General features: G+C 59.0%; 15 protein-coding genes. 10 read left to right on the forward strand and 5 right to left on the reverse strand.

Going from position 1 to position 16,180, the window contains the following annotated elements:
• Positions 1-85: 85 nt before the first annotated feature.
• From EQV96_RS08250 to gap, 4 genes are all read right to left on the reverse strand, one after another.
• Positions 86-1,054 carry a FecR domain-containing protein gene (locus EQV96_RS08250; protein WP_095001380.1) on the reverse strand — a complete coding sequence of 323 codons (969 nt, stop codon included), beginning with the start codon at positions 1,052-1,054 and terminating at the stop codon, positions 86-88.
• A gap of 51 nt (positions 1,055-1,105) precedes the next feature.
• Positions 1,106-1,624: an RNA polymerase sigma factor gene (locus EQV96_RS08255; RefSeq protein ID WP_095001381.1), complete on the reverse strand. Its 519-nt coding sequence runs from the start codon at positions 1,622-1,624 to the stop codon at positions 1,106-1,108.
• Positions 1,625-1,789: 165 nt separating this feature from the next.
• Positions 1,790-2,254, reverse strand: coding sequence for a methylglyoxal synthase (locus EQV96_RS08260; protein ID WP_095001382.1), 465 nt, complete (start codon positions 2,252-2,254; stop codon positions 1,790-1,792).
• 4 nt (positions 2,255-2,258) lie between these two features.
• Positions 2,259-3,260: a type I glyceraldehyde-3-phosphate dehydrogenase gene (gap, locus tag EQV96_RS08265; RefSeq protein WP_095001383.1), complete on the reverse strand. Its 1,002-nt coding sequence runs from the start codon at positions 3,258-3,260 to the stop codon at positions 2,259-2,261.
• A 209-nt stretch (positions 3,261-3,469) separates the two neighbouring features.
• Between gap and edd the strand changes: the two genes are divergently transcribed.
• From edd to EQV96_RS08285, 4 genes are all read left to right on the forward strand, one after another.
• Entirely contained in the window at positions 3,470-5,296 is a 1,827-nt protein-coding gene (gene edd, locus EQV96_RS08270) for a phosphogluconate dehydratase (protein ID WP_095001384.1), read from the forward strand.
• The gene (locus EQV96_RS08275; protein ID WP_095025545.1) at positions 5,293-6,249 is read left to right on the forward strand and encodes a glucokinase; all 957 of its coding nucleotides are present in this window, start codon (positions 5,293-5,295) and stop codon (positions 6,247-6,249) included. Before edd ends, EQV96_RS08275 begins: the two co-directional genes overlap by 4 nt.
• Before the next feature lie 89 nt (positions 6,250-6,338).
• On the forward strand, positions 6,339-7,070 hold the full coding sequence (locus EQV96_RS08280; protein WP_095019828.1) for a response regulator transcription factor: 732 nt from the start codon (positions 6,339-6,341) through the stop codon (positions 7,068-7,070).
• Complete coding sequence (locus EQV96_RS08285) at positions 7,060-8,520, forward strand: HAMP domain-containing sensor histidine kinase (RefSeq protein ID WP_095001387.1); 1,461 nt, start codon at positions 7,060-7,062, stop codon at positions 8,518-8,520. The genes EQV96_RS08280 and EQV96_RS08285 overlap by 11 nt, the downstream gene beginning before the upstream one ends.
• On the opposite strand, the gene EQV96_RS08290 is transcribed toward EQV96_RS08285, so the two are convergent.
• Positions 8,489-9,136, reverse strand: a complete 648-nt coding sequence (locus tag EQV96_RS08290; RefSeq protein WP_095020852.1) for an AP2 domain-containing protein — start codon at positions 9,134-9,136, stop codon at positions 8,489-8,491. The genes EQV96_RS08285 and EQV96_RS08290 overlap by 32 nt on opposite strands.
• A 354-nt stretch (positions 9,137-9,490) precedes the next feature.
• Here EQV96_RS08290 and EQV96_RS08295 point away from each other — a divergent pair, with 354 nt between their 5' ends.
• The 6 genes from EQV96_RS08295 (at position 9,491) to EQV96_RS08320 (ending at position 16,173) form a co-directional block, all read left to right on the forward strand.
• Entirely contained in the window at positions 9,491-10,780 is a 1,290-nt protein-coding gene (locus EQV96_RS08295) for an ABC transporter substrate-binding protein (RefSeq protein ID WP_095019694.1), read from the forward strand.
• Between the two features lie 108 nt (positions 10,781-10,888).
• Positions 10,889-11,797, forward strand: coding sequence for a sugar ABC transporter permease (locus EQV96_RS08300; RefSeq protein WP_095003275.1), 909 nt, complete (start codon positions 10,889-10,891; stop codon positions 11,795-11,797).
• Positions 11,790-12,626 (forward strand): carbohydrate ABC transporter permease, encoded by an 837-nt coding sequence (locus EQV96_RS08305; RefSeq protein ID WP_095003274.1) that lies wholly within the window; start codon positions 11,790-11,792, stop codon positions 12,624-12,626. Before EQV96_RS08300 ends, EQV96_RS08305 begins: the two co-directional genes overlap by 8 nt.
• Before the next feature lie 3 nt (positions 12,627-12,629).
• Positions 12,630-13,790 (forward strand): ABC transporter ATP-binding protein, encoded by a 1,161-nt coding sequence (locus EQV96_RS08310; protein WP_095003273.1) that lies wholly within the window; start codon positions 12,630-12,632, stop codon positions 13,788-13,790.
• Between the two features lie 84 nt (positions 13,791-13,874).
• Positions 13,875-15,212, forward strand: a complete 1,338-nt coding sequence (locus tag EQV96_RS08315) for a carbohydrate porin (RefSeq protein ID WP_095003272.1) — start codon at positions 13,875-13,877, stop codon at positions 15,210-15,212.
• A 97-nt stretch (positions 15,213-15,309) separates the two neighbouring features.
• Positions 15,310-16,173 carry a D-hexose-6-phosphate mutarotase gene (locus EQV96_RS08320; RefSeq protein WP_095003271.1) on the forward strand — a complete coding sequence of 288 codons (864 nt, stop codon included), beginning with the start codon at positions 15,310-15,312 and terminating at the stop codon, positions 16,171-16,173.
• The last annotated feature ends 7 nt before the right edge of the window (positions 16,174-16,180 follow it).

The following is a 16,180-nucleotide window of genomic DNA, read 5'->3' on the forward strand; positions in this document are numbered from 1 at the left end:
TGCGAAGCTGACTCAAAATGCGAATCAGTTGCATTGACTACAACGAGACGTATGACCTTAGGCTATCGAGTAAAAAAACCTACTTTTAATTGAGAATTACCAACGCCGGGAATTCTGAAAGGCTACTTGAGGTGATATGGGCCAGTGAGCGGACGATATCCAGAGGCTGATCCAGCCGGTAGTTGCCGGTCACTGCCACGTTGGCGAGTTTGTCGTTGTTGTTGACGATCCAGCCTGGGTAGTAGCGGCGTACTTCATCCAGCACCTTGCCCATCGGGCAGTTTTCGAACACCAGGCGCCCCTGCACCCAGGCCAGGTCGGTCTGGGGGTTGAGCCGGGCGGTCTTGCTGAAGCCGTCAGGGCCAATGCGCACGCTGTTGCCAGCCGACAGGCGCATTTGCGCACCGGCACTGTTGACCCGCAAGTCGACGTCGCCGCGCTGCACCCGCACCTGTGTTTCACCATTGAGGTAGCTCACGGCGAAGGCGGTGTCGCGCACGCTGACGCGCACGGGGCCAGCATCAAGCACCAGCGGGAACTCCAGGTCGGCGGGAATTTCGAAATACGCTTCGCCCTGATACAGGCGGGCGCTGCTTTGGGCATTGACCACCTTGCTGGAAAACGCCGAGTTGGTGTTAAGCAGCACTTTTGAGCCGTCCTCGAGTTGCAGGCGCTGGCGCTCGCCCACCACGGTCAGGTGATCGGCTTGCAGGCGTAACGGTACATTGCTGTAGCTGCCGACGCTGATAATCACCACCGCCGCAGTTGCCAGGTGTTTCCAGTGTCGTCCTATGCGCCGCAACAGGCCGGGGCTACGGCGGGCTTGCAGGGTTTGCGCGGCGGCCAGCAGCGGTTCGCCGTTCCAGATCGCATTGGCCTTGGCAAAGGCCTGGGCATGGGCGGGGTCGGCATTGAGCCAGTTTTCGAAAGCGGCTTTTTGTTCGTCGCTCGCACACTCAAGAGTAATCAGCCATTCCAGTGCCTGATCCATGGCGCTGTCCTGCAGCACGTCTTGCGCCAGTTCTGGCACGGCAGATTTGTGAGTGTCCGTCACGGATGTTCCTTGGCAGTTTCAGAGCGTTCTAGCAGGCATCGCCGGTCAAGGTTAAGGGCGATTGAGTCTGTCGGCTACCCCGATGCAGATTGCCATGATCAATTTGAGTTCCTTTTGAACGGTGCTCAAGGAAACGTCAAGCTCTTCGGCAATCTCCTGATAACTGCAGCCATGCAGGCGGCTGAGGATGAAAATCCGTTGTTGACGGGCACTTAACTGGCTCAGGCTCACACTCAGACGCTCCAGTAGTTGCGCGGCTTGATGGGCTTCTTCAGGGGTGCTGAGAGGGGAGGCAACGCCTTCGATCACTTCAGTGGGCACATCTTCGACCACGGTGCGTGACTGGATCCGCCGGGCGCGCAGGTGGTCAAGCGCCAGATTGCGTGCGGTCTGGAACACAAAGGGCTCAAGGTGCTCGACGCTGCGTTCGCTCAAGGCGCGGGTTACGCGCAGGTAGGTCTCCTGCAGCAGGTCTTCGGCGGTGCTGTGGTTGTTGACCATCCGCTCCAGGGTGCGCAGCAGGGTTACCCGTTGGGTAAGGAAGACTTGATTGAAGTGGGACTGACTCACAGTGCTACCCGACCGATTTTGAGCGAATGATAATGCTTATCATCTGTGCTATTGGTCAAGTGCTGTTTTGAAATGGTTTGAAATCGTTCTGGTGGGAGTGAGCCTGCTCGCGAAGGTCGTAGACGATAGTGCGTCTTCGCGAGCAGGCTCGCTCCCACCATAAACCTAAACCCGACCCTTCAAATACGCACTGTAATCAGGAATGCGGTGTTCATGGGGCTGGCTCATCAGCGGGCTGCTGAGCAGGTAGTCGGCGCTGCATTCATTGCACGCCACGGGGATGTTCCATACTGCCGCAACCCGCAGCAGTGCCTTGATGTCCGGGTCGTGGGGCTGGGGCTCGAACGGGTCCCAGAAGAACACCAGCATGTCGACCCGTTGCTCGGCGATCCGTGCCCCCACCTGTTGATCGCCGCCCAACGGCCCGCTGATCATGCTTTCGATCGGCAGGCCAAGGCGCTGGCTCAGCAGCAGCCCGGTGGTGCCGGTGGCGCACAGGTCATGCTGGCTGAGGGCTGCCTTGTGGCGTTCGGCCCAGTCCAGCAAAAAGCCCTTGCAATGATCGTGGGCCACCAGGGCGATACGCTTGCGCGCCGCCAGGGTGGCCGTGGTGAAGCTGATACCGATCATCGCGTTACTCCGCGTTGTGCAGCGCCAGGCAGTTATCGAGCATGCGGTTGGAGAAGCCCCACTCGTTGTCGTACCAGGCCAGCACTTTTAGCAGTTTGCCGCTGACTTTGGTGTGATTGGCATCGAAGATCGACGAAAGCGGGTTGTGGTTGAAGTCGCTCGATACCAGCGGCAGGGTGTTGTAACCCAGTACTTTGGAGTGCTGGCTGGCTTCCTTGAACAGCGCGTTGACTTCAGCTGCGGTGGTTTCGCGCTTGAGTTCAATGGTCAGGTCGACCAGCGACACGTTGATCACCGGCACCCGCACGGCCATGCCGGTGAGCTTGCCGGCGAGTTCCGGCAATACCAGGCCCACGGCTTCGGCTGCGCCGGTTTTGCTCGGGATCATGTTCTGGGTGGCCGAACGTGCGCGGTAGGGGTCCGAGTGATAAACGTCGGTCAGGTTCTGGTCATTGGTGTAGGCGTGAATGGTGGTCATCAGGCCGTTTTCAATGCCGAATTCGCGGTGCAGGATCTGCGCCACGGGTGCCAGGCAGTTGGTCGTGCAGGAAGCATTGGAAATAATGTGGTGGGATTGACGCAAAATGTCGTGGTTGACACCGTAGACCACCGTCGCATCGGCATTTTTGCCGGGAGCAGAGATAATCACCTTGCGGGCGCCAGCAGTAATATGTGCTTGTGCCTTGCTGCGCTCGGTGAACAAACCTGTGCATTCAAACACCACATCGATGTTCAGTGCCGCCCACGGCAGTTCGGCCGGATTGCGAATGGCGGTCACGCTGATGCGGTCACCATTGACGGTCAGGCTTTCCTGATCGTGTTCGACATTGGCGTCGAACGTGCCGTGAACCGTGTCGTACTTGAGCAGATGGGCATTGATCGAACTGTCACCCAGATCGTTGATGGCGACGATCTGCAGGTCCTGACGGTAGCCTTGGGTATACAGTGCGCGCAGGACGTTACGGCCGATACGGCCAAAACCATTGATTGCGATTCGTAGAGTCATGGAAAGCGCCTGCCATCGATTTGTTGTTGGAATTACAAGATTATTCGCATAAAAATAGAAAACAAGCCATTTAAGTGGCAATATTTTGTTTTATCTACAACGAGTGACCTGAATCAACGGGTCCGAATGATTGAAGTCGCTCCCCGGAGCCCTTCGGTCAGCATAGGACACGCACAGGTCGCCACATCCGTTAGCCTGGAGTTCAACACATGCATCCCCGCGTTCTTGAAGTCACCGAGCGTCTTATTGCCCGCAGTCGTGCAACCCGCGAGGCGTATCTGACGCTTATTCGTGGCGCTGCCGGCGACGGCCCGCAACGCGGCAAGCTGCAATGCGCGAACTTCGCCCACGGCGTGGCAGGGTGTGGCACTGAAGATAAAAACAGCCTGCGGATGATGAACGCGGCCAACGTGGCAATTGTTTCGTCATATAACGACATGCTCTCGGCGCACCAGCCGTACGAGCACTTTCCTGAGCAAATCAAAAAAGCCCTGCGTGAAATTGGCTCGGTGGGCCAGTTCGCAGGCGGCACCCCGGCCATGTGTGACGGCGTGACCCAGGGCGAGCCGGGCATGGAACTCAGTTTGCTGAGCCGCGAAGTGATTGCCTTGTCCACAGCCGTGGCGCTGTCCCACAATATGTTCGACGCGGCGCTGATGCTGGGCATTTGCGACAAGATCGTGCCGGGCCTGCTGATGGGGGCGCTGCGTTTTGGTCACTTGCCGACCATCTTTGTACCGGGTGGGCCGATGCCGTCGGGCATTTCCAACAAGGAAAAAGCCGATGTGCGCCAGCGCTACGCCGAAGGCAAGGCCAGCCGCGAAGAGTTGCTGGAATCGGAGATGAAGTCCTACCACAGCCCTGGCACCTGCACGTTCTACGGCACCGCGAACACCAACCAGTTGCTGATGGAAGTGATGGGCCTGCATTTGCCAGGCGCCTCTTTCGTTAACCCCTACACGCCTTTGCGCGATGCCCTGACTCGCGAAGCGGCTCATCAAGTCACTCGTCTGACCAAGCAAAACGGCGATTTCATGCCGCTGGGCGAGATCGTTGACGAGCGTTCGCTGGTCAACTCCATCGTTGCGCTGCACGCCACCGGCGGTTCGACCAACCACACCTTGCACATGCCGGCGATTGCCATGTCGGCGGGTATCCAGCTGACCTGGCAAGACATGGCCGACCTCTCCGAGGTGGTACCGACCCTGTCCCACGTGTATCCAAACGGCAAGGCCGATATCAACCACTTCCAGGCCGCCGGTGGTATGGCGTTCCTGATTCGGGAGCTGCTGGAAGCCGGTCTGCTTCACGAAAACGTCAACACCGTGGCGGGCTATGGCCTGAGCCGCTACACCCGCGAACCGTTCCTGGTGGATGGCGAGCTGGTATGGCGTGAAGGTCCGATTGAAAGCCTCGACGAGTCGATCCTGCGCCCGGTTGCCCGTGCATTCTCCGGCGAGGGTGGCCTGCGGGTGATGGAAGGCAACCTGGGCCGTGGCGTGATGAAGGTCTCGGCGGTAGCCCCGGAACATCAGATCGTCGAAGCCCCGGCGCGGGTGTTCCAGGACCAGCAACAACTGGCCGATGCGTTCAAGGCCGGTGAGCTGGAGCACGATTTCGTGGCCGTGATGCGTTTTCAGGGGCCGCGCTCCAACGGTATGCCCGAGCTGCACAAGATGACGCCGTTTCTGGGTGTGTTGCAGGATCGGGGCTTCAAGGTGGCGCTGATTACCGACGGGCGGATGTCAGGCGCGTCGGGGAAGATCCCGGCAGCGATTCATGTGAGCCCCGAGGCTTCGATTGGCGGCGCCCTGGCGCGGGTGCAGGACGGCGACATAATTCGCGTCGATGGGGTAAAAGGTACGTTGCAACTGCTGGTGGATGAGGCAGAATTTGCCGCGCGCACCCCGGCTGTCGGCACTCTGGATAATGCCGTCGGCACCGGGCGTGAGTTGTTTGCGTTTATGCGTCAGGCCTTCAGTTCGGCCGAGCAGGGCGCGAGCACCTTTACCTCGTCTCTGGAAAATCTGAAATGAAGCTCGCACTGGTCGGTGATATAGGCGGTACCAACGCACGTTTTGCGTTGTGGGAAAACGACCAGTTGCGTTCGGTCAGCGTATTGCCCACAGCAGACTTCGCCTGCCCGGAAGATGCCATCAAGCTTTACCTGGATACGCTGGAACTGGCTCCGGGCTCTGTAGGCTCGGTATGTCTGTCAGTGGCCGGGCCGGTGAGTGGCGATGAATTTCGTTTTACCAACAACCATTGGCGCTTGAGCCGCTCGGCTTTCTGCCATGCGCTGCAGGTCGACAATCTGCTGCTGATCAACGACTTCAGCGCGATGGCCTTGGGCATGACCCGGCTGCAACCCGAAGATGTGCGCCAGGTTTGCCCGGGGGTTGTTGACCCGACGCGCCCGGCGGTGGTTATCGGGCCGGGCACCGGGCTGGGTGTGGGCACTTTGCTCAATCTCGGCGAGGGTCAATTCATGGCCTTGCCGGGGGAGGGCGGGCATGTCGACCTGCCCATGAGCAACCCGCGTGAAGTGCAGTTGTGGCAGCACATCTACAATGAAATCGGCCATGTGAGCGCCGAGAGCATTTTGAGCGGCAGCGGTTTGCCGCGGGTCTATCGGGCGATTTGTGCGGTGGATGGCCATGCACCGGTACTGGACAGCGACCGGGCCATTACCGCGGCTGCTTTGGCGGGCGACCCTGTGGCGCTGCAAGTGCTGGAACATTTCAGTTGCTGGCTGGGCCGTGTGGCGGGCAACAATGTGCTGACCATCGGTGGCCGTGGCGGGGTGTATATCGTCGGCGGGGTGATTCCGCGCTTTGCCGATATCTTCCTGGCCAGCGGCTTTGCCCGCAGCTTTGCCGACAAAGGCTGCATGAGCGACTACCTCAAGGGTATCCCGGTGTGGCTGGTGACGGCGCCGTACCCGGGTTTGATCGGTGCCGGGGTGGCGTTGCAGCAGGCGTTTGGCTGAAAGCTCCGTGAGTGGGCTTGTTGTGGGAGCGAGCAAGCCCGCTCCCACAGAGTTTGGATCGCCGTATAAAAACAATAAGGAACACCACTGTGAGCACACCCGGCAAATCCATTTTGCTGGTCGATGACGACCAGGAAATTCGCGACCTGCTTGATCTGTATCTCACCCGCGCCGGTTTCCAGGTGCGTGCCGTGGGAGATGGCGCCGGTTTTCGCGAAACGCTGGACAGCGCGGCGAGTGATCTGTTGATCCTCGATGTCATGTTGCCCGATGAAGACGGCTTCAGCCTGTGCCGCTGGGTGCGTCAGCATCCGCGCTTTGCCCAGATCCCGATCATCATGCTCACTGCCAGTTCCGACGAGGCCGATCGCATCATTGGCCTTGAGCTGGGCGCCGACGATTACCTGGGTAAACCCTTCAGCCCCCGTGAGCTGCTGGCGCGGATCAAGGCGTTGTTACGCAGGGCACAATTTGTCGCTACCACCTCGGGCAACGAGGTGCTGGCATTTGAAGAGTGGCGGCTGAACACCGTGACTCATCGGCTGTTTCATACCGATGGAGAAGAGGTGATTTTGTCGGGGGCAGATTTTGCCTTGCTCAAATTGTTTCTCGATAACCCGCAGCAGATTCTCGACCGCGACACTATTGGCAATGCAACCCGCGGGCGTGAGCTGATGCCGCTTGATCGCATTGTCGACATGGCGGTCAGCCGCCTGCGCCAGCGCCTGCGTGACACTGACAAGCCGCCACGGCTGATCCGCACCATCCGCGGCAGCGGTTATCAGCTGGCGGCTCAGGTCATGTCCGGCAATGACCTTTAAGCGCCTGGGCAAATGGCATATGCCCCGTTCGCTGCTGGGACGCATGTTGTTGCTGACCTTGCTCGCCATCCTGCTGGCGCAAACCCTGTCCAGTGCTATCTGGTTGTCGCAGTTGCGTACCACGCAACTCGAAGGCCTGGTCAACAGCGCGCGTAGCCTGGCCCACTCGATGAACGCCACCGTCGCCTACCTGCGTTCCCTGCCGCTGGCCTATCGTCCATTGGTACTGGATCAACTGCGCAGCATGGGCGGTACGCGTTTTGTCGTGAGCCTCAACGACAAACCACTGGATATGCAGGTGTTGCCGCCCACCCAGCGCAAGCAGGCGGTACTGGATGCCGTGGATCAGGTATTGCGCGAGGCCGTGGGGCCCAATGTCGAGATGTCGGTGCAGTTTGTCAGCCCCCAGGATCTGCGTATTTTCAATGCCGGTCTCAAACTCGACGAGCTACCGCGCTCCTGGGCGCATTTTGCACTGACGCTGGAGCCGGTCGATCCGCCGATCCTGGTCACACAAATCCAGATGGTGCCCGGTGAATGGCTGTATATCGCCTCCTTGTTGCCCCAGCCCTACACCAGTCTCGAAGAGGAGGGGCTGCCGGCCCTGCAGGTGTGGTTTATCGTGCTCAGCAGTATTTTTCTGTTGTTGTTCATCGGTCTGTTGATGCACTGGCAAAGCCGTCCGCTCAAGCGTCTGGCGCGAGCGGCCCGGGACATGTCGCTGGGTGAGGACGAGGTCAAGCCGGTCGAGGTGGGCGGCGGCAGTGAAGTGGTCGAGGTGGCGCGCGCCCTCAATACCATGCGTGCCCGCATCAGTCGTTATCTGACCGAGCGCGGCCAGTTGTTCAGTGCCATCTCCCATGATTTGCGCACGCCCATTACCCGCTTGCGCCTGCGGGTCGAGCTGCTCGACGACGAACAACTGCAATACAAATTCGGCCGTGATCTGGACGAGCTGGAAATGCTGGTCAAAGGGGCGCTGCAATGTGTGAAAGACACCGATATTCACGAAAACATCGAAGCCGTGGACTTGAACCAGTTGCTTGACTGCCTGATCGAGCCTTACCTGCTGCCCCAGGGTAACGGCCGCGTAACGCTGCAGGGCCGGGCTGTCAGACCTTACTATGGTAAACCCCTGGCGCTGCGGCGCTGCATGGGCAACCTGATCGATAACGCGCTCAAGTACGGCCACTACGCGCATTTGCGTATTGATGACAATGAGCAGGCCTTTGTCCTCACGGTTGACGATGAGGGGCCGGGCGTACCCGAGCAGCGTCTTGAGCAGGTATTCGAACCGCACTTTCGCCTGGCCGGGCAGCAGCAGGGCTACGGGCTCGGATTGGGGATTGCACGCAGCATCGCCCATAGCCATGGCGGTGAAGTCAGTTTGCAGAACCTGCGGGCCGGCGGCCTGCGGGTTACTTTGCACTTGCCGCGAAATGGCGATTGATCGACAGGGTCGCCTGCTCGGGGCTGATGGGCAACAGGGGTTCCAGGTTGCTGTCCGAAGGCTTTGCAAGGGTGGGGCTGGGCGGGTGGTCGCTGTTCATGGCGGCGTTGATACGGTTCTCACGCACGCGCCTGCTGGTCTGGCCGAAGTGCTGTTGCAGTTTTTCCATGGCCACGTCGTAGGGCTCATTGCACAGAGTCAGTTGCCTCTGACGCTCTTGTAGCGCCAGACGTTTGGCCTCGTCATCGCCATGCCGGTCAACGCGAAAGCTCTTGCTCAGGTTGTAGCCGTGAATGCGGGTTGTCGCACGCCAGTAGTCGATCTGGTTGGAGCGGACCCGGTACACCCCTGGATGACCGCTGGTGTTGTGCGGCATAAGGCGCTGACGGTTTTCATAAGAAAACGCCAGGGGCATTTTGAGAACCAATTGGTTACGCATGGTCTCAGCGGCCTCCAGGGCAGCAGCCTGATCCGCGTAGTCGGTGAAATTGAAACAGTGGACATGTACTTTCCCCGAGCGCCGAATGTCCAGCTTCCAGGCGCAGGGGGTGCCGTCCGGATCCAGTAGCTGGCTGATAAAACAGTGATTCTGGGGCGTTGCGCGCTGTTTTGGCATGAAACTCATCTCCTGATGGGGGGGCCGGCATCCGTTCTTGAATTGTGGCGAAGTGTTGCAGCCTCGCTGAAGTTTTTTGCAGGTTCAACGTGGGAAAACGACTTCGGGATCCGTCCTACATGCAACGCAGAAAATACCTTATGTATCGATAGGCGCAGCTTAAGTGCCCAGAGGAATACGGGGTTTAGCGCTGTTGAAAGATCTTTGGAACAGAACAATCACCTCGGCCGCCATGTCACCAGGTTGTGACATTTCGGCGTCTGTTCGTTACGTGCAGGCAGTTTGCGATGGATACACTCTCTAGCAGCGCAAGCAAAAGACTTGCACAGCTATAACAACAAGAAAGGTCTCGACATGAATTCATTCAATCGCCTCGCCGTTGTCATTTCGCTTGCCACACTGTTCCCCCTGGGTGCTTATGCTGCCGCCCCTGCCGATTCCAAAGGCACGGTTGAAGTGGTGCATTGGTGGACCTCCGGCGGTGAAGCCAAAGCGGTTGATGTGCTGAAAAAACTGATCGAAAAAGACGGTTATACCTGGCAGGACAGCGCTGTAGCAGGCGGTGGCGGTGCTGCGGCCATGACCGTGCTGAAAACCCGCGCCGTCTCCGGCAACCCGCCATCAGCGGCGCAGATCAAGGGCCCGGACTTGCAGGAGTGGGGCGCACTGGGTTTGTTGACCAACCTCGATGAGGTGTCCAAGGCCAACAACTGGGATGGCATGCTGTCCAAGACCGTATCCGACACCATGAAGTACGACGGCCATTACGTGGCGGTACCGGTGAATATTCACCGGGTGAACTGGTTGTGGATCAACCCTGAAGTCTTCAAAAAGGCCGGTATCGACAAGGCGCCCACTACCCTTGACGAACTTTTTGCTGCGGGCGACAAGCTCAAGGCAGCGGGCTTTATTCCCCTGGCCCACGGCGGCCAGCCGTGGCAGGACAGCACGGTCTTTGAAGACCTGGTGCTGAGCGTCATGGGCCCGCAAGGCTATAAAAAAGCGTTCGTCGATCTTGATGAGAAAACCCTCACCGGCCCGCAGATGGCTGAAGTGTTCAGCAAACTGAAAAAACTCCAGGGCTATATGGACCCTGACGGCACCGGCCAGGACTGGAACCTGGAAGCGGCCAAGGTGATCAACGGCAAGGCCGGCATGCAGATCATGGGTGACTGGGCGAAAAGCGAATGGGCTGCTGCGGGCAAAAAGGCCGGTACTGATTTCGAATGCGTGCCGTTTCCGGGCACCCAGGGCAGCTTTACCTACAACATCGACTCGCTGGCGATGTTCAAACTCTCGGCGAAAAACAACACGCCGGGCAATATCGCCGCGCAAAACGACGTGGCCAAAGTCGCCCTTGAACCCGAATTCCAGTACGTGTTCAACCAGAACAAAGGCTCGATCCCGGTACGCAGTGACCTGGACATGAGCAAGTTCGACAGCTGTGCCCAGGCCTCGGCCAAGGATTTTGCCGAAGCGGGCAAAACCCACGGTCAGTTGCCGAGCATGGCGCATAACATGGCCACCTCGCTGGCGGTACAGGGCGCTATTTTCGACACGGTAAGCAACTTTATGAGCGACAAGAGTGCTGATCCGGCCACTGCCGGGAAAAAGCTCTATTCGGCCATCAAGTCGGCACAGTAATTCGTTGAGCTGACCCGCCACGCCTTGTGCGTGGCTCCCCCCCCCTTGTCCCTGGTTGTGCGGCATCTGCATTGGCGGATGCCGGCATACCCTGCCGGGAGTATTTCGATGAGTTCCGTGGCTGTGTTCAGCAAGGCCTCGCCCTTTGATGCGCTGCAGCGCTGGTTGCCCAAGCTGGTTTTGGCGCCGAGCATGCTGATCGTATTGGTGGGCTTTTATGGCTACATTTTTTGGACGTTCCTGCTGTCGTTCACCAACTCCAGTTTTATGCCCAGCTACCAGTGGGTCGGCCTGCAGCAATATGCGCGCTTGATGGCCAATGACCGCTGGTGGGTTGCGAGCAAGAACCTGGCGGTGTTTGGTGGCATGTTTATCGTCATCAGCCTGGTGATTGGCGTGTTCCTGGCGATTCTGCTCGACCAGCGGATTCGCAAGGAAGGTTTTATCCGCACCATCTACCTGTACCCGATGGCGCTCTCCATGATCGTCACCGGTACGGCCTGGAAATGGCTGCTCAACCCGGGCCTGGGGCTGGATAAAATGCTTCGTGACTGGGGCTGGGAAGGCTTTCGCTTTGACTGGCTGCTGGATCAGGACCGGGTGGTGTACTGCCTGGTGATCGCGGCGGTATGGCAGGCCTCCGGATTTGTCATGGCGATGTTTCTGGCCGGGTTGCGCGGGGTTGATCAGTCGATCATTCGTGCCGCTCAGGTCGACGGCGCAAACTTGCCGACCATCTACTTGCGCATTGTCCTGCCGAGCCTGCGACCGGTGTTTTTCAGCGCCTTCATGATCCTGGCGCACATTGCCATCAAGAGCTTCGACCTGGTGTCAGCGATGACTGCCGGTGGCCCTGGCTACTCCTCGGATCTGCCTGCGATGTTCATGTACTCCTTTACTTTCAGCCGTGGGCAAATGGGCATCGGTTCTGCCAGCGCGATCATGATGCTGGGCGCGATTCTGGCCATTCTCGTGCCGTATCTGTATTCCGAGCTGAGGAACAAACGCCATGATTAATGCTCAGCGTTTTACCTTCAGCCGTGTGGCGATCTACGCCACCCTGATCCTTGCGGCGGCGGTGTATCTGGTGCCGCTGGTGGTGATGCTGCTTACCAGTTTCAAAACCCCGGAAGACATCCGCACCGGCAACCTGCTGAGCTGGCCGCAAGTGATCGACGGTATCGGCTGGATCAAGGCCTGGGACACGGTGGGCGGGTATTTCTGGAACTCGGTGAAAATCACCGTGCCAGCGGTCCTGATTTCGACCTTTATCGGCGCCATGAACGGTTATGTCCTGTCGATGTGGCGTTTTCGCGGCTCGCAGCTGTTTTTCGGCCTGCTATTGTTTGGCTGCTTCCTGCCGTTTCAGACGGTGTTGCTGCCGGCCTCGTTCACCATCGGCAAACTGGGGCTGGCCAACACCACCACCGGCCTGGTGCTGGTGCATGTGGTCTACGGTCTGGCCTTTACCACGCTGTTTTTCCGCAACTACTACGTGAGTATCCCGGATGCGCTGGTCAAGGCTGCGCGTCTGGACGGTGCGGGCTTTTTCACTATTTTCGGGCGCATCCTGCTGCCGATGTCGGTGCCCATCGTCATGGTCTGCCTGATCTGGCAGTTCACTCAAATCTGGAACGACTTTCTGTTTGGTGTGGTGTTTGCCAGTGGCGATGCGCAGCCGATTACGGTGGCGCTCAACAACCTGGTCAATACCAGCACCGGCGCCAAGGAATACAACGTGGACATGGCTGCGGCCATGATTGCGGGGCTGCCGACGCTGCTGGTCTACATCTTTGCGGGCAAGTATTTTCTGCGCGGGCTGACGTCCGGCGCGGTCAAGGGGTAAGGCATGGCGACTCTAGAATTACGCAACGTAAATAAATCCTACGGCAAGGGTTTGCCCGACACGCTGAAAAACATCGAGCTGAAAATCGATGACGGCGAGTTCCTGATTCTGGTGGGGCCTTCGGGCTGCGGCAAATCAACCCTGATGAACTGCATCGCCGGTCTTGAGAGCATCAGTGGCGGGGCGATTCTGGTGGACGATGCCGATATCAGCGGCATGAGCCCCAAGGACCGTGACATCGCCATGGTGTTTCAGTCCTACGCGCTGTACCCGACCATGAATGTCCGCGACAACATTGCCTTCGGCCTGAAGATTCGCAAGATGAGTGCGGCGGCCATTGACGAAGAAGTGGCGCGGGTGTCCAAACTGCTGCAGATCGAGCACCTGCTGACGCGCAAGCCCGGCCAGCTGTCCGGTGGCCAGCAGCAGCGCGTGGCCATGGGCCGGGCGCTGGCGCGGCGGCCGAAGATCTACCTGTTCGACGAACCGCTGTCCAACCTCGATGCCAAGTTGCGGGTCGAGATGCGCACCGAAATGAAGCTGATGCACCAGCGCCTGAAAACCACCACCGTCTACGTTACCCACGACCAGATCGAAGCCATGACCCTGGGCGACAAAGTGGCGGTGATGAAAGACGGCATCATTCAGCAGTTCGGCACCCCGAAACAGATCTACAACGACCCGGCCAACCTGTTTGTCGCCAGTTTTATTGGCTCGCCACCGATGAACTTTATCCCCCTGCGTTTGCAGCGTCGCGACGGCCGCTTGCTGGCCTTGCTCGACAGCGGCCAGGCGCGTTGCGAGCTGCCGCTGGGCATGCAGGACGCCGGGCTGGAAGACCGCGATGTGATCGTGGGCATCCGCGCCGAGCAAATTGTGCTGGCGCCAGCCGAACCCAATGGCCTGCCGGTTATTCGCGCCGAGGTGCAGGTTGTCGAACCCACCGGCCCCGATACCCTGGTTTTTGTCAGCCTCAACGGCATCAAAGTGTGCTGCCGCATGGCTCCGGATGATGCCCCTGCGGTCGGTCAGAGCCTCAATTTGCAGTTCGATCCTGCCAAAGTGCTACTGTTTGATGCGAATACGGGGGAGCGTCTGGGGGCGATGAGTTCGCCTCAGGCTCAAGGCCGGGCTGATAACGTGGCGCAATTCAAGGGTCGTTAAGTCAACAGGGAGCCTGTTACCGGGCCTCCTTGCAGTTGTGCCGCGTTAAACAAAGCCAATAAGAAGACAACGAGGATTAAAGGGATGACTAACAGAATGACCCGCACCCGTCTGGCCTGCCAGCTATCGGCAATTGTCGCGCTAGGTCTGGGTGCAAGCAGTGTCTACGCCGACGAAGCCTTCAGTGCCGATTCGAAATGGATGACGGGTGACTGGGGCGGCGAGCGCACCAGGCTGATCGAGCAGGGTATCGACATCAAGGCCGATTATGTCGGTGAAGTGGGCGCCAACCTGCACGGTGGCTACAACGACGACAAGACCGCACGCTACAGCGACCAGTTTGGTCTGGGTGTGGCGCTGGACCTGCAAAAGCTGTGGGGCTGGGACAACACCCAGGCGAAGATCCAGCTGACCAACCGTAATGGTCAGAATATTTCCAATGACCGTGTCGGTGATCCGCGTGCAGGGACCTTGAGTTCCTCCCAGGAAGTCTATGGCCGTGGCCATATGGTGCGTCTGACCCAATTGTGGATCCAGCACCAGTTCCTCGATGGCAAGCTGGACGTCAAGGCCGGTTATTTCGGTGAAGGCGAGGACTTCAACACCTTCCCGTGCGAATTCCAGAACCTGGCGTTCTGTGGCTCGCAGGTGGGTAACTGGGCCACCAACCTCTGGTACAACTGGCCGGTCAGCCAGGCGGCGCTGCGCGTGAAGTACAACATCACGCCTGAGTTGTACGCGCAAATCGGTGCGTACAACCAGAATCCGTCGCAACTGGAGCACGGCAACGGCTTCAAGCTCAGCGGCAGCGGTACCAAGGGCACTGTGTTGCCGGTTGAGTTGGTGTGGTCGCCCAAGGTCAACGACCTGCCGGGCGAATACCGTGTGGGTTACTACAAGAGCACGGCGCCTGCCGATGACGTGAAGGTCAATATCACCAATGATGGTCAGGACTATCGCGTACGTGACAGCAAACACGGCTACTGGTTTGTCGTGCAGCAGCAACTCACCAGCCACAACGGTGACGCTTCGCGCGGCCTGCATATCGCGGCCAACGCCACTTTCCATGACAAGCAGACCAACATCGTCGACAACTATCAGTCGCTGATGTTTGTGTACAAAGGGCCGTTCGATGCCCGGCCCAAGGATGACATCGGCATTGGCGCCGCCCGTATTCATGTCAACGATGACGTGAAGAAAAGCGCCGAGCTGATCAATGCGTCCATCGGTGCCACCGACTACAGCGACCCCTTGTACACGCCGCTGCGCAATACCGAGTACAACTACGAACTCAACTACGGCTTCCACGTGACCAACTGGCTGACGGTGCGTCCAAACCTGCAGTACATCACTCACCCGGGTGGTGTGGACCAGGTAGACAACGCATTGGTGGCCGGACTGAAAATTCAGTCGACGTTCTAAATGCGCTAAGCTCCTTGTTTTTCCAGCGGATAGCCTTGGCTATCCGCTTTTTTTCGGGGCTGCACCCCCCGGCGCATGATTTTCAGGACTGCGGCACATGCATGAGCATCCGCTTCACCGTTTTTTCAAATCCAGACGCGAGCAGCCGGTTTTCCAGTGGGAGCGCTTTCAGCAGCGCGACGTACTGGTGATCGATCATCCGCATTGCCAGGCGGTGTTCAGCCGTCAGGGCGCGCAGTTGCTGCACTTCCAGCCGACCGGGCAAAAACCCTGGCTGTGGTGCGCTGCCAAGTGGCCGCAAGTGGGTGCGATACGTGGTGGGGTACCGATCTTCTGGCCCTGGTATGGCCGTCACCCCAGTGAAAACGCCTGGCCATCCCATGGCTGGGCGCGGTTGATCGACTGGAAGCTGCTCGACAGCAGCAGCGACGAAGAAGGGGTGACCTTGCACTGGCGCTTGCAGCTGTGCGATTGGCAGGTGGATTTGCATGCGCGATTGGGCGAAGAAATGGAGCTGCGCCTGAGCACCGAACATCAGGACGACGAGCCTTGCCAGGTGAGCCAGGCGTTGCGCGCTTACTGGCGAATTGGTGATGTTGCTGAGGTAGCGCTGTCCGGTCTGGACGGAGCGCACGGCTACGACCAGTTGAACCGTGAGGTATGCCAGCAGAAAGGCGAGTTACGGGTGGGAGGTGGTTGTCAGCGGGTGTTCCAGCATGACGGCGAAATGCAGCTCAATGACCATGCCTGGCAACGGGCTTTGAGCATCGACACGGGTGATCAGGGCAGCACGGTGGTCTGGCATCCCGGCAAGCGGCCGTTGCTGGGGGTGAGCTGGAACGAAGTGATGGGCTTTGTGTGTGTGGAGTCCACGAGTGGCGGTACCCATAACCAGGCCCTTGCCCCGGGCGAGCAGGCTCATTTGAGCTTGCAGGCGAGGGCGGGGCTTTGCAGCGTCTGATGGGGCA

It is taken from the genome of Pseudomonas sp. TMW22080, assembly GCF_022496745.1.
In the GTDB taxonomy this organism is placed as follows: domain Bacteria; phylum Pseudomonadota; class Gammaproteobacteria; order Pseudomonadales; family Pseudomonadaceae; genus Aquipseudomonas; species Aquipseudomonas bubulae.

What these genes read in the sequence shown, in the direction of transcription:
- EQV96_RS08260 (WP_095001382.1), bottom strand. Translation starts at nt 2,254, where the DNA reads ATGATCGGTATCAGCTTCACCACGGCCACCCTGGCGGCGCGCAAGCGT.
- gap (WP_095001383.1), bottom strand. Translation starts at nt 3,260, where the DNA reads ATGACTCTACGAATCGCAATCAATGGTTTTGGCCGTATCGGCCGTAAC.
- edd (WP_095001384.1), top strand. Translation starts at nt 3,470, where the DNA reads ATGCATCCCCGCGTTCTTGAAGTCACCGAGCGTCTTATTGCCCGCAGT.
- EQV96_RS08275 (WP_095025545.1), top strand. Translation starts at nt 5,293, where the DNA reads ATGAAGCTCGCACTGGTCGGTGATATAGGCGGTACCAACGCACGTTTT.
- EQV96_RS08285 (WP_095001387.1), top strand. Translation starts at nt 7,060, where the DNA reads ATGACCTTTAAGCGCCTGGGCAAATGGCATATGCCCCGTTCGCTGCTG.
- EQV96_RS08290 (WP_095020852.1), bottom strand. Translation starts at nt 9,136, where the DNA reads ATGCCAAAACAGCGCGCAACGCCCCAGAATCACTGTTTTATCAGCCAG.
- EQV96_RS08295 (WP_095019694.1), top strand. Translation starts at nt 9,491, where the DNA reads ATGAATTCATTCAATCGCCTCGCCGTTGTCATTTCGCTTGCCACACTG.
- EQV96_RS08300 (WP_095003275.1), top strand. Translation starts at nt 10,889, where the DNA reads ATGAGTTCCGTGGCTGTGTTCAGCAAGGCCTCGCCCTTTGATGCGCTG.
- EQV96_RS08305 (WP_095003274.1), top strand. Translation starts at nt 11,790, where the DNA reads ATGATTAATGCTCAGCGTTTTACCTTCAGCCGTGTGGCGATCTACGCC.
- EQV96_RS08310 (WP_095003273.1), top strand. Translation starts at nt 12,630, where the DNA reads ATGGCGACTCTAGAATTACGCAACGTAAATAAATCCTACGGCAAGGGT.
- EQV96_RS08315 (WP_095003272.1), top strand. Translation starts at nt 13,875, where the DNA reads ATGACTAACAGAATGACCCGCACCCGTCTGGCCTGCCAGCTATCGGCA.
- EQV96_RS08320 (WP_095003271.1), top strand. Translation starts at nt 15,310, where the DNA reads ATGCATGAGCATCCGCTTCACCGTTTTTTCAAATCCAGACGCGAGCAG.